Source organism: Flavobacterium luminosum (genome assembly GCF_023635005.1).
Classification (GTDB): domain Bacteria; phylum Bacteroidota; class Bacteroidia; order Flavobacteriales; family Flavobacteriaceae; genus Flavobacterium; species Flavobacterium luminosum.
This window is the reverse complement of record NZ_JAMLJM010000011.1, coordinates 85163-98002: the sequence shown is the minus strand read 5'-3', so window position 1 is coordinate 98002 and position 12840 is coordinate 85163. Positions and strand designations below refer to the sequence as shown.

At 34.1% G+C, this 12840-nt stretch carries 11 protein-coding genes, 1 rRNA gene and 1 pseudogene; 11 read left to right on the top strand and 2 right to left on the bottom strand.

Translation table 11 applies throughout. From position 1 onward, the window contains the following. The 7 genes and pseudogenes from rrf to NAT50_RS11905 all read left to right on the top strand — a co-directional run bounded on the left by rrf (window position 1) and on the right by NAT50_RS11905 (window position 6430). Window positions 1–109, top strand: a 5S ribosomal RNA gene (gene rrf, locus NAT50_RS11935). 157 nt (window positions 110–266) lie between these two features. Beyond that, window positions 267–1361, top strand: a complete 1095-nt coding sequence (gene ychF, locus NAT50_RS11930; RefSeq protein ID WP_250593453.1) for a redox-regulated ATPase YchF — start codon at window positions 267–269, stop codon at window positions 1359–1361. 108 nt (window positions 1362–1469) lie between these two features. Next, window positions 1470–2135, top strand: coding sequence for a hypothetical protein (locus tag NAT50_RS11925; RefSeq protein WP_250593452.1), 666 nt, complete (start codon window positions 1470–1472; stop codon window positions 2133–2135). A gap of 279 nt (window positions 2136–2414) precedes the next feature. After that, a pseudogene (locus NAT50_RS11920) lies at window positions 2415–2570 on the top strand (DUF933 domain-containing protein); the annotation flags it as partial. 159 nt (window positions 2571–2729) lie between these two features. After that, the gene (locus NAT50_RS11915) at window positions 2730–3260 is read left to right on the top strand and encodes an NADPH-dependent FMN reductase (RefSeq protein WP_250593451.1); all 531 of its coding nucleotides are present in this window, start codon (window positions 2730–2732) and stop codon (window positions 3258–3260) included. 127 nt (window positions 3261–3387) lie between these two features. Further along, window positions 3388–5058, top strand: coding sequence for an RluA family pseudouridine synthase (locus NAT50_RS11910; RefSeq protein WP_250593450.1), 1671 nt, complete (start codon window positions 3388–3390; stop codon window positions 5056–5058). Window positions 5059–5077: 19 nt separating this feature from the next. Beyond that, window positions 5078–6430, top strand: coding sequence for a M28 family peptidase (locus NAT50_RS11905; RefSeq protein WP_250593449.1), 1353 nt, complete (start codon window positions 5078–5080; stop codon window positions 6428–6430). 51 nt (window positions 6431–6481) lie between these two features. Here NAT50_RS11905 and NAT50_RS11900 read toward each other — a convergent pair whose 3' ends face one another. Continuing rightward, window positions 6482–8158, bottom strand: coding sequence for an amino acid permease (locus tag NAT50_RS11900; protein WP_250593448.1), 1677 nt, complete (start codon window positions 8156–8158; stop codon window positions 6482–6484). A 198-nt stretch (window positions 8159–8356) separates the two neighbouring features. Here NAT50_RS11900 and NAT50_RS11895 point away from each other — a divergent pair, with 198 nt between their 5' ends. From NAT50_RS11895 to NAT50_RS11880, 4 genes are all read left to right on the top strand, one after another. After that, window positions 8357–8992, top strand: a complete 636-nt coding sequence (locus NAT50_RS11895; protein WP_250593447.1) for a peroxiredoxin — start codon at window positions 8357–8359, stop codon at window positions 8990–8992. A 68-nt stretch (window positions 8993–9060) separates the two neighbouring features. After that, window positions 9061–9369 (top strand): thioredoxin family protein, encoded by a 309-nt coding sequence (locus tag NAT50_RS11890; protein WP_250593446.1) that lies wholly within the window; start codon window positions 9061–9063, stop codon window positions 9367–9369. 83 nt (window positions 9370–9452) lie between these two features. Beyond that, window positions 9453–9710, top strand: coding sequence for a DUF6952 family protein (locus tag NAT50_RS11885; RefSeq protein WP_250593445.1), 258 nt, complete (start codon window positions 9453–9455; stop codon window positions 9708–9710). A 146-nt stretch (window positions 9711–9856) separates the two neighbouring features. Further along, on the top strand, window positions 9857–11605 hold the full coding sequence (locus NAT50_RS11880; RefSeq protein ID WP_250593444.1) for an alpha/beta fold hydrolase: 1749 nt from the start codon (window positions 9857–9859) through the stop codon (window positions 11603–11605). Between the two features lie 200 nt (window positions 11606–11805). Here NAT50_RS11880 and arsB read toward each other — a convergent pair whose 3' ends face one another. Beyond that, a complete protein-coding gene (gene arsB / locus NAT50_RS11875; RefSeq protein WP_250593443.1) occupies window positions 11806–12840 on the bottom strand; it encodes an ACR3 family arsenite efflux transporter in 1035 nt (344 codons plus the stop codon).

The following is a 12840-nucleotide window of genomic DNA, read 5'->3' as shown; positions in this document are numbered from 1 at the left end:
TAAGGTGGTTATTGCGGCGGGGCTCACCTCTTCCCATTTCGAACAGAGAAGTTAAGCCCGCCAGCGCAGATGGTACTGCATTTTGTGGGAGAGTATGTCACTGCCTTTCTTTTAAAAAACCCTTCATCAACAGATGAAGGGTTTTTTGTTTTTAATCAACCCTGAATTTTGTTTCAAAGACTAATATAGTGAAGCTAAAGTGCTTTATAGTATTAGTAATTCAATCATAAAAAACCTATATTTGCACACTTTTAAAATTAAAATAAATGAAAGCAGGAATTGTAGGGTTACCTAACGTCGGAAAATCAACTTTATTCAATTGTTTATCAAATGCAAAGGCGCAAAGTGCTAACTTTCCGTTTTGTACAATTGAGCCTAATATTGGTGTAGTGAATGTTCCGGATCCTAGAATTAATCGTCTGGAGGAATTAGTTAAACCTGAGCGTGTGCAGATGGCAACCGTAGATATTGTTGATATTGCTGGTTTGGTAAAAGGTGCTAGTAAGGGGGAAGGTTTAGGAAACCAATTTCTTGGAAATATACGTGAGTGTAATGCTATTATACATGTTTTGCGTTGTTTTGATAATGACAATATCGTGCATGTTGATGGAAATGTAAATCCAATTCGAGATAAAGAAACAATTGATATTGAATTACAATTGAAGGATTTAGAAACGATAGATAAACGTTTAGAAAAGGTAAATCGTGCTGCGAAAACAGGTAATAAAGAAGCACAAGTAGAACAAGCATTATTAAATCGAATTAAAGACGCTTTATTACAGGCTAAATCCGCTCGAACTGTTGAACTCCTAAATCAAGATGAAGAAGTTTTAATGGAGAGTTTTCAGTTGATTACTGCTAAACCTGTTTTATATGTTTGTAATGTTGATGAAACTTCAGCTGCAACTGGAAATAGTTATGTAGATCAGGTACGTGAACTAGTGAAATATGAAAATGCAGAAGTTATTGTATTAGCTGTTGGTACAGAGGCTGATATTACTGAATTGGAAACGTATGAAGAGCGTCAAATGTTTTTAGAGGATTTAGGTTTAAAAGAGCCAGGATCATCTGTGTTGATTCGTGCTGCCTACAAATTATTGAATCTTCAAACGTATTTCACTGCAGGTGTTAAAGAAGTAAGAGCTTGGACTATTACTGTTGGTGATACGGCGCCAAAAGCCGCGGGTGTTATTCATACCGATTTTGAAAAAGGGTTTATTCGTGCGGAGGTGATTGCTTTTGAAGATTATTCGAAGTATGGTTCTGAAGCTAAAGTAAAAGAAGCCGGGAAATTAAGAGTGGAAGGAAAAGAGTATATTGTTCAGGATGGCGATGTGATGCATTTCCGTTTTAATGTGTAATTTAAGAGAATATCTATAATTGAACAAAGATTACAGATAAAACCGTTGGAACTTTCTCCAGCGGTTTTTTGGTATAACATTTGTGTTTGCAAATGAAAACAAACGGTCATGAAAAAATATTTTATTCTAATCTCATTTACCTTGTCTATGGTTTCCTGTAAAGACCAGGGATTAAATAATAGTTTTATTTTTTTTTCTGAAGCCCAACCCATGAATGTGGATGAGATAAGAGAATTTCCGAAGAACTTTGTTCGAACGTATACATTGGATTATTCACATCGTCTAATTGTGGAACCAAAGTGCGCATATATTAAAGAAATTGAAATTATCAGGTCTTTAAAGTCTGAATTGGATTCGATTGCGGATTTAGAATTTAGAGACAATCAAGTTTTTGATAAAACCGAAAACAAGCCCTATAAAACTTTTATGAGAGGTGATACGATTTCTTTTGAAATAGAACGTTTGGATACTATTTTTTCTTTTGCCGAAAATGAAATTGCAAAAAAATATAAATCTTCATTAATCTTAAATAAAGAGGTGGATGGAAAATACCAAACTAGTATTTTAAGATTATCAATTATTGGAGCAAAACATATTCAACTTGGAACTAAAAAAGATTTTACCAAATTAAAATCTGAACTTAAAATTCCATTTATTGCAGAAATGAAAGAAAAAGATACGATTCACGTGCTTCTAACACCATCTCGTGCCGATTTTAGAAAATTACTTCGTTTAGAGGGATTTGAATATGCAACTTTTTATTTGATGAAATAAGTAATTATGAAATTCATCAAAAATTGCTAAAAATATGGCAATTTTAATTCTGACATTAGTGACCTGTTAGATAATTATAATGTTGCTATCTTTTGTTTCTGTAAATGAAGATTCGGTTTAAATCAATAAGAAATTTTCATCTACATTCTAACAAAAGGCGAGCATGCCGATATCGTTTTGCCGATTAAAAACGAATTATCACGATTGGACCTCCCAACTCAAATTTGAGCATACCCACTCAAAAGATACCACCTATCAATATATGGCCTTAGGTTGGGGGATAAACGTTTTATTCGTGCAGAAATGATTGCTTTTGAATATTATTCGAAGTGTGGTTCAGAAGCTATAGTAAAAGAACTTGGTAAATTAAGAGTAGAAGGAAAAGAATATATTGTTCAGGATGGTGATGTGATCCATTTCTGTTTTAATGTGTAAATGAATTATAACTGACAATATTTAAAAGGTGGAATTTCGATATTTCACCTTTTTTTATGAATAATCTATTATTCAACGAATCGATGTTGTGTTATAAAAAATTCCTAACTTTAATCATTACGCTAGAAGGATTTAAGATATTTAGAAATTAAAAAGAATATGAAAATAATAGCATTTGGAGGAAGTAACAGTAAAAATTCAATCAATAAAAAATTAGCTACTTATGCTTCTTCTTTATTTGAAAACGGTTTGGTTGAAGTTTTAGATTTGAATGATTACGCACTTCCTCTTTTTAGTGTTGATTTAGAAAAAGAAATCGGACAACCTAAATTAGCGACAGATTTTTTAGAAAAAATAGCTTCTGCAGATTTATTGGTGGTCTCTATGGCGGAGAATAATGGTAATTATTCGGTGGCTTTTAAAAATTTATTCGATTGGGCTTCCCGACAAATGAAAGATGTTTTTCAGCAAAAGGACATGTTTTTAATGTCCACCTCTCCCGGTAGAAGAGGCGGCACTACTGTTTTAGAAATTGCCAAAAACGCTTTTCCTCGTTATGGAGCACAAATCAAAGCTACTTTTTCATTACCTAATTTCAATGAAAACTTCGATAGTGAACATTTAAGAATTTCTAATCCTGAACTAGATAAAGAAATTAAAACGATTGTAGCTAATTTTTACCAACAATAGGCAATTTTAGCAGTAGAACTTTTCATGTTACCACATTTTAAAAAGTGGTAACATTTTTTGTTTATAAAGTTTTTTTAGCGCTTCCTGATACGAATATTGATGAGAGATAAAGACGTATCTTTGCACCATGCAACCTACATTATTTCAGTTTTTCAAGTCAGATATTTCAGGAATTACATTACCTGAGAATTTTACTTTTCCGTTTTATTATGAGCCTCATTTGTTGTGTAAGATTGCAGCAAAGGAACTTCAGGATTATTTGCAAAACCAAAATGAATGGCAACATAATTTCGGACTCAAAGCCAACCAAGAAGGATTGGTTATAGGTAAAATGTTTGGAGTCTTAGTTTGTCAGAATCAAAACGGAGAATTAGGCTATCTATGGGCTTTCTCCGGTAAATTAGCCGAAAAAAATCATTGGTCATATTTTGTTCCAACCGTTTTCGATATGTTAACGGATCATGGTTTTTTTAAGAAAGAGGAAGAAGAAATTAATAGAATTAATAAGGAGATCGAAGCCTTAGAGTTTTCGCCGGAATACATACAATCGATCGAGAAAGTAAAGCAAACTGAGCAGAAGGCCTTTGAAGATTTGCAAAGACATAAATTACTCATCAAAGACCATAAAAAACTAAGAAAAGAACAGAGAATCAAGGCACAAGAGGAATTGTTGTTGACCGATTTTCAAGAATTCGATGCTTCGCTCAAAGAACAAAGTCAACAGGAGGGAATTTTGCTAAAAAAAATGACCACCTATTGGAATTATATCATGGCAGATGCACAAAAAGAATTGGACTTTTTTGAAGATAAAATCAATACATTAAAAGAATTAAGAAGACAAAAATCAGCTGCTTTACAACAACTATTGTTTAAAGAATATTCTTTTTTGAATCAATTTGGGAAACGAAAAAGTTTAGGCGAGATATTCGATAACAATCCACCCGCTGGAGCAGGAGAATGTGCGGCGCCTAAGTTACTGCATTACGCTTTCGAAAATAATTTGAAACCTATCGCGATGGCAGAATTTTGGTGGGGACAATCACCTAAATCTGAAGTTCGAAAGCACGGGCAATTTTATCCGGCATGTAAAAGTAAATGTGAACCCATTCTATTGGGGCATATGCTGGAAGGAATTGCTATGGATGAAAACCCTTTTTTAGAAAATCCTGCCGAAGGAAAGGACATTGAAATTCTTTTTGAAGATGAATTTTTGGCAGTGATTAATAAACCGGAAGAATTCTTATCTGTTCCGGGTAAAAGCATCGCAGATTCTGTTTATCATAGAGTCAAAGAAAAATATCCTGAAGCTACAGGACCTTTAATTGTTCATCGATTGGATATGTCTACTTCAGGGATTATGTTGATTGCCAAATCGGAAGAGGTATATGTTCAGTTACAAAGTCAGTTTATTAAGCGTACGGTAAAAAAATGCTATGAAGCTTTGTTGGATGGTGTTCTTCTAGAGAAAAAAGGAACGATTGATTTGCCGCTTCGGGTTGATTTAGAGGATAGACCAAGACAATTGGTTTGTTACGAATACGGGAAACCGGCCTTTACTAGTTGGGAAGTCATTGCAATTGAAAATGGAAAAACACGGGTTCATTTTTATCCTCTTACCGGTAGAACACATCAATTAAGAGTACACGCTTCTCATCCTCTAGGTCTTAATGCTCCTATCGTTGGAGATGATTTGTATGGTTTGAAAGCCAATAGGTTGCATTTGCATGCAAAATCAATTATCTTTATGCATCCGGTAACAGGTTTAGAAATGCAAATCGATACTGTTGCAGGTTTTTAATTAAAATCCCCTGATTATCATGAAAAAAACAACTTTTTTACTTTTAATGCTGAGTACCTCTCTGTGGGCTCAGACCGATGAAAAGCTTTTTAAAATTGTTTCGGAAATTTCCTCAAAGCGTATTGAAAACGATATCAAAACACTCGTTAATTTTGGAACCCGAAACACATTTAGCGATACAATTTCCAATAAAAGAGGTATTGGTGCAGCTAGAAGATGGATTAAAAATGAATTTGATAAAATAGATAAAGAATGTCAGAATTGTCTAGACGTGTTTTATCAAAAATATTTTGTGACCACGAATGTTGGAGAACGAGTGCCTAAAGATTCATGGATTGTAAATGTAGTAGCCATTCAAAAAGGAACTAAATATCCGAATCGTTACATCATCATGTCTGGAGACATAGATAGTAGAAATTCAGATCCTATTGATTATACCAATGATGCTCCCGGTGCAAATGACAATGCTTCCGGTATGGCAGGTACTATCGAAGCTGCAAGAGTATTGTCTAAATATCAATTTGAGAACAGTATTGTTTATTTGGGTCTTTCTGGAGAAGAGCAAGGCTTGTTTGGAGGAAAAGGTTTTGCCCAATATGCGGCCAAAAATAATTGGGAAATTATCGGTGTACTCAACAATGATATGATTGGAAATATAGAAGGCGTAGACGGAACCATCGATAACAGAACCTTCAGAATTTTTTCTGAACCGACTCCAATTACTGAAACCGAAAAAGAACGAAATAACAGAAGATTTTTTGGCGGGGAAGTCGATGGGAATTCAAGACAATTGGCTCGATATATTCATAAATTAACGACTTTGTATTTACCTGAATTAAATCCTATGATGGTATACCGTTTGGATCGATTTGGAAGAGGTGGTCACCACAGACCCTTCAATGATTTAGGTTTTGCCGGTGTACGTATCATGGAAGCTCATGAAAATTACAATAGACAACATCAGAACATACGAAAAGAAAACGGAATTGAATATGGTGATGTAATCAGTGGTGTAAATTTTGATTATGCTAAAAAGTTAACCGCTGTGAATGCAATTACCTTAGCCGCTTTAGGACATGCGCCTAAAGAGCCAGAAAAACTCCAAATAGGAGGGGCGGTTGAGCCTAATGTGAGATTTAGATGGACTAAACCTGATGATGATTCAATTGTGGGATACAAATTATATTGGAGACTAACGACTTCGCCACAATGGGAAAATTCAAGATTTCTAGGAGATGTAGATTCTTATGATTTAAAAGAATTTTCAATTGATAATTATTTCTTCGGATTGGCTTCGGTTTCAAAAAATGGACACGAGAGTTTGATTGTTTTTCCTAAAGAATTAATTCGAACAGGTTTTAAACGTAATTAAAAAAAAAGAGGCTGTTTCTAAAACAACCTCTTTTTTTATGGGTACATTGAATTATTTAGCAACATTTAATTTACTTTTTCTAAAACCGTAGGCAAAATAAATAACCAAACCAATAATCAACCAAATTCCAAACCATTTCCAGTTAGAAACCGCCATACCTGTTAGTAAGTAACAGCAGGAAATCAATCCTAGTAACGGAATTAAGGATAAGTTTTTTACAAATGCTAACACCACCATTATTAAGGTTAATACAAAGAAAGCAAGCATTGGTAAATTAGTAGCAAATGTAGCTTCAGACAAATTAAAAGTTTCAGCAAAGAATTCAGGAACGTAGTAATTCACTAAAACGATAGCCAACAAAACAAGGGCAGGGAAGATCCATTTAGAATTGATATACGGTATTCTGAATTTTCCTCTAGTGGCACGGTCTTTTAATTCTTCTTCGCTTTGAGGTGATAACATCAAAACACCACCACAAACTAATACGAAAGCAAATAGAGTACCGATACTGGTAAAATCTAATACGAAGTTTTCATCGGTAAAGAAAATAGGTAAACCTACTACGATTCCAGTCACAATAGTAGCAAAACCAGGCGTTTTGTGTTTAGGGTGAATTTCAGAGAATTTTTTTGGCATTAAACCATCACGACTCATCGTCATCCAAATACGAGGTTGTCCCATTTGAAATACCAACATAACACTAGTCATGGCTACCACAGCAGCAATAGAAACTATGAACAACATCCATTTTACTCCTTTTAAGGCAAAAATTTCAGCTAAAGGATCACTAACACCCAATAAATCATATTTCACCATTCCGGTTAAAACTAGTGCTAAAACAATATAAACAAGAGTACAAATTGCTAGTGAATAAATCATTCCACGCGGTAAGTCACGTTGCGGATTTTTACTCTCCTCGGCCAATGTAGAAACCGCATCAAAACCAATGTAAGCAAAAAATACTGCTGAAACACCTGCCATAACTCCACCAAATCCATTAGGCATGAAAGGAGTCCAATTGTCGATGTCGATGTAGAAAGCCCCCACAATGATTACCAAAAGAATAATAGCCAATTTCACATATACCATGGCATTGCTTAGGTTTTTAGATTCCTTGGTACCCCTATAAATCAAATAAGTAATAAGTACATTAATAGCTACAGCCGGTAAATCAAAAATGATTTTTAAACCTGCTAGTTCCGGTGCATTTTGCCATGCAGTTAATCCTTCTCCAACTTTATTATCCATAAATGCAGCATGAGCCGATTTATAGTTTATAGTTAACCATTCAGGCAAATGGATGCCAAAAGTTTCTAGTAAATTGGTAAAATAGCCACTCCAAGAAAAGGCAATATAAATGTTACCAATTGAATATTCCATCAATAAGGCCCAACCGATGATCCAAGCAAACAATTCTCCAAAAGAAACGTAGGCATAAGTATAAGCACTTCCGGAAACAGGCACTCTAGAGGCAAATTCGGCATAGCACATGGCAGTAAATCCACAAGCAACGGCACACATAATATAGAGTAAGATTACTCCAGGGCCTCCTGTGAAACAAGCATTTCCAATGGCTGAAAAGGTTCCACCTCCAATAATGGCTGCAATACCAAAAAAGGTTAAATCTTTAACGGTGAGTACTTTATTCAGCCCTGAATGTTCTCCGTCACCGCCTTGTTGTACTATTTTTGTTAATGGTTTTTTTCTAAATAATTGTAAAAAAGACATAGTTTTTGATGGGTTGGTTATTTTTTGGTTAACAAATATATAAAACCAAATGAATATATCGTATATTGTTGAAGAAATAGCGGTATAAGGAAAGGTTATTGTAGAATAAAAAATAATAATTAGACCTGATGTTAGGTACCGCAAATATTATATAAATTTGTAGTGTAAAAATTAATAATCATTTAAAATCATAAAAAAATGGCTTTAGTAGGAAAAAAATTCCCTAACATTACTGTTGATGCAATCTCTGAAATGGGAGATAACTTATCTATTAACATTCTAGATGAGGCTACAAAAAACAACAAAAAAGTATTACTTTTCTGGTATCCAAAAGATTTTACTTTTGTTTGTCCAACAGAATTACACGCATTCCAAGCAGCTTTATCAGAATTCGAAAAGAGAAATACTATTGTAATTGGAGCTTCTTGTGATACTAACGAAGTTCATTTTGCATGGTTAAATACTGCAAAAGACAATGGAGGAATCGAAGGTGTTACTTACCCATTGTTAGCTGATACTACTCGCAATTTGTCTAAAGCATTAGGTATTTTAGATGCAGAGGAAGTATATGACGAAGAAACTAACGAAATTTTATTGGCTGGTTCTAACGTAACTTACCGTGCTACTTATTTAGTAGATGAAACTGGTAAAATTTTCCACGAGAGCGTAAACGATATGCCATTAGGAAGAAATGTAAATGAATATTTACGTTTAATCGATGCGTATACTCACGTTCAAACTAAAGGAGAAGTTTGTCCTGCAAACTGGGAAGAAGGAAAAGATGCAATGAAAGCAGATAGAAACAGTACTGCTGAATACTTAGCTTCTCACTAAAAAATAATTGTTTCAAGTTTCAGGTTGAATTTAAAACCTGGAACTTGAAATTTTAAAACAAAACAATTATGTTTCAAGAAATAGAACAAGATAATTTAGCCGAAATTGTAGCAAATAACGAAACCGTTGTAGTACAGTATGCTGCTTCATGGTGTGGAAACTGCCGTATTATGAAACCAAAATTCAAAAAATTAGCCTCAGAAAACGAATCTATTCCTTTTTTGATTGTTGATGCAGAAAAATTTCCAGAGTCAAGAAAAATGGCTAAAGTAGACAATTTACCCACTTTTGCGACGTTTAAAAATGGACAATTGGTTAATCAAACGCAAACCAATAAAGCAGAAGTATTGGCAGAATTAGTAGCAGAAGTAATTTAATAATCGATTTGTTTTTGTTTTGAGGCAAGAATACTGTTTCACTACAACTTCAATTTTAAGTACTAACGATAAAAGCAAACCAGATGAAATTACCTGTTATTAAGCATTTGACCCAATTTATAGAAGAAAACGATCAAGATTATATTGTAGAAACCATTGAAGTGTTAGAAGCTTTAACAGAAGTTCCTTCATTAAAAGATGAAGAATTGGATGTTATTGGGGAGTTAATTTCTAACCTATATGGAGCTCTAGAAGTACACAAAATGGTTAAGGAAGGTACTGATAAAAAAGAAGCCTTAAATACTTTTATGAAAAGAGTATTGGGTTCTATAGATAAATAATACATCAACGATGTACGCCAATGAAAGACTTCTTCTAGAGGTCTTTTTTTGATATATAGTCAAAAAAATGATTTTTATATCACAAAATCAGTATAGTTGAATAAAATAATATATTTTCGTAGCCTAAATTTCTTTAAGCATTTTTTATGGGGAAAAATACTTTCTATGTTTTGGTTACGATTTTTATCAGTTTTTCTGTTTTCAGTCAGGAATTTTCGTTAAAAACAAGACCTCAAAATTTCGAGACGTTTGCCTACAGAAATGATTCAATTATACCTTTAAAATCCGTTAAAATTCTACCGGAAAGCAAGGCTGTATTTGAAAGTAAATTACCGTATCCCATCATTTTTATTCATGGTTTGAATTCCAATTCTGAAACTTGGAATGCAACGACCGATTATTTTGATAGTCAATACGGCTATACTTTTGGAGGACGATTTGATTTTTGCCTCAATGGAGATGCGAATAATTCCAAAGCCAATACTAATTTTTATCCAACTGCTGGTGCTGATATCATTGCCTTTACTGGAACTATCGTAAATGGAGACTACTATTATGTAAATTTCGATGTAAAAACTGACGGTTCTTTTGGAACCAATGTGTTAAGCAATCAATCCGCTATAGTAAAGCAAGGTAAAGCGCTAAAAAAAGCAATCGAAAGAGTTTTACAGATTACCGGAAAGGATAAAGTAATCTTGGTAGGGCATAGTATGGGAGGATTGGCCTCTAGAGAATATCTTCAAAATGCATCCAACTGGCAAGCCGATGGCAAGCATCATGTGGCAAAGTTGCTAACAGCGGGAACACCTCACGGAGGGAGTAATGCTAGTGATAATCCTATAGCTGTTTTTACCAGCGTAGATCGACAATCGGAAGCGGTAAGAGATCTAAAATCGACCTATTATTATAGTGGAGAAAAAGGAAAATTTTTGTTTGGCGGTACAGAAAAACAAGATAGTTCGAATATGAATGATAATTCGTATACCCCGGATTTTTATAATGTAGATGTGAATTGTAACGGTATTGTAGGTGATCTTATTACAGGCTTAAATCAGAAAACTATTGACCACTTTATCGATTATTCTTCTGTAATTGGAAGAATCACTAACTTTTTCGGAAGTAATATTACTACCGATGGTGTTGTAGAAGAACCATCATCTAAAATGGGGCAGTATTTGACAGGATTAACCTATCCCATGAAAATTTTTTATTTCAATTCCAGTTACGATATTATTGAAAATCATACAGAATTACCCGGTGAATATTATCAATTGATGCAAGGTTTGGATGAGCCCAATGTAAAAGAATTGGCTTATGAAATCAGCACCAATAAGATATACAATGGTTATACCACTATCCAAGAAATAGCCAATCAAGCGGATCAGGATTTTTATAAATTCACGGTTTCAGATAATGTCACTCTAAATGTATTGGTGAATGGTATTGTAACCAGTTCCATGACGGGTGCTATCTTAAATAGTTCCGGAACTGCTGTTGGTGCTATAGAAAACAAGACCGGATCTACGTTGAATTTTTCTCGAAGTGTAACTCCTGGGACGTATTTTCTAAAACTAACTAGTCTAACGCCAACGAGTTCCAATTATCAGTCTCCTTATAATTTTACGGTGACTTCTACACTGTCAATACCAGAACCGGTAGCTCAAGATGTTATGGTATATCCAAATCCGGTTAAAGATTTTTTAAATCTCGAAAATATCAGTTTCAAAACACTAACGATAACTGCATTGTCGGGACAACAATTAAAAGTGTTAGAATCGGATGGAGTACAAACAACGCATGCTATCGATATGAGTACTTTCGAGCAAGGTATTTATTTGCTAACCTTTGAAAATGTAGGTCAACAATGGCAGACATTTAAAGTGATAAAAGAATAAAACAAAAGGCTGGTTGTTGAAAAACCAGCCTTTTTGATATTTTAATAAGTCAAATCGCTAACAGTAATCCTTCTAGTACAATTATTGATACCGTCTATTCGAGTGTTTTTGTGCAATGAAATGAAGCAAAAATGTATCGAGAATTGATTTAATGCTCTTTTTCTTGTTTTGGAATAATTTTTTAAGGAAAATCTAACCGTTTAAAAATACTTTTCTCGAAGCCATAGCGCTACTTTAACCAAGGTGATTAAAATAGGAACTTCTACTAAAGGACCAATTACTCCGGCAAATGCTTCCCCGCTGTTGATGCCAAAAACTCCTATAGCAACCGCAATAGCCAACTCAAAATTATTACCTGAAGCAGTAAAGGAAAGTGCAACAGTGTCTCTATAATTAGCACCAAGTTTTTTGGCAGTAAAAAACATCGTAAAAAACATAATGAGAAAGAAAAGGACTAACGGTATAGCCACGCGTACCACATCTAAAGGAATCGCTACAATTACATCACCTTTCAAACTGAACATTACCACAATGGTAAAAAGTAGTGCTATCAAAGTAATAGGGGAGATGAACGGAATAAATTTCTGATGAAACCAAGTACTTCCTTTGTATTTGATAAGGAAATATCGACTTAAAACAGCGCCTAAAAATGGAATACCAAGATAAATCCCTACAGTTTTAGCAATTTCTAGTACAGTGATGTTAATTTTTAAACCATCTATTCCAAACAAAGGCATCATGATTTCTAAATAAAAATAGGCATATAAACTAAAGAATAGCACTTGCAGTAAACTATTAATACCTACCAATCCCGCCGTTAATTCACGGTTTCCTTCTGCTAATTCATTCCACACAATTACCATGGCAATACAAGGCGCTAAACCAATAATGATTAAGCCCGTCATATATTCCGGATAATCTCTAAGAAAGGTTATCGCCAAAAGGAACATCACAAAAGGACCAAAAATCCATGTAATGAATAATGACGTTGATATTAACTTCACGTTACGAAACACTTGTGGTATTTTCGAAAAATCTACTTTGGTCAATGGAGGATACATCATAAGAATTAATCCTATAGCCAACGGAATATTGGTGGTTCCTGATGATAAAGTATTAAAATATTTTGGGACAGAAGGAATAAAATAACCAACACCGACTCCTAGTAGCATGGCAGTAAGTATCCATAAGGTTAGATTTCGATCTATAAAATTAAGTCGTTTGTTTGCTGGCAT

Excerpts from the sequence above, each read along its gene's own strand:
- ychF (WP_250593453.1), top strand. The coding sequence starts at position 267 with ATGAAAGCAGGAATTGTAGGGTTACCTAACGTCGGAAAATCAACTTTA.
- NAT50_RS11925 (WP_250593452.1), top strand. The coding sequence starts at position 1,470 with ATGAAAAAATATTTTATTCTAATCTCATTTACCTTGTCTATGGTTTCC.
- NAT50_RS11915 (WP_250593451.1), top strand. The coding sequence starts at position 2,730 with ATGAAAATAATAGCATTTGGAGGAAGTAACAGTAAAAATTCAATCAAT.
- NAT50_RS11910 (WP_250593450.1), top strand. The coding sequence starts at position 3,388 with ATGCAACCTACATTATTTCAGTTTTTCAAGTCAGATATTTCAGGAATT.
- NAT50_RS11905 (WP_250593449.1), top strand. The coding sequence starts at position 5,078 with ATGAAAAAAACAACTTTTTTACTTTTAATGCTGAGTACCTCTCTGTGG.
- NAT50_RS11900 (WP_250593448.1), bottom strand. The coding sequence starts at position 8,158 with ATGTCTTTTTTACAATTATTTAGAAAAAAACCATTAACAAAAATAGTA.
- NAT50_RS11895 (WP_250593447.1), top strand. The coding sequence starts at position 8,357 with ATGGCTTTAGTAGGAAAAAAATTCCCTAACATTACTGTTGATGCAATC.
- NAT50_RS11890 (WP_250593446.1), top strand. The coding sequence starts at position 9,061 with ATGTTTCAAGAAATAGAACAAGATAATTTAGCCGAAATTGTAGCAAAT.
- NAT50_RS11885 (WP_250593445.1), top strand. The coding sequence starts at position 9,453 with ATGAAATTACCTGTTATTAAGCATTTGACCCAATTTATAGAAGAAAAC.
- NAT50_RS11880 (WP_250593444.1), top strand. The coding sequence starts at position 9,857 with ATGGGGAAAAATACTTTCTATGTTTTGGTTACGATTTTTATCAGTTTT.
- arsB (WP_250593443.1), bottom strand. The coding sequence starts at position 12,840 with ATGCCAGCAAACAAACGACTTAATTTTATAGATCGAAATCTAACCTTA.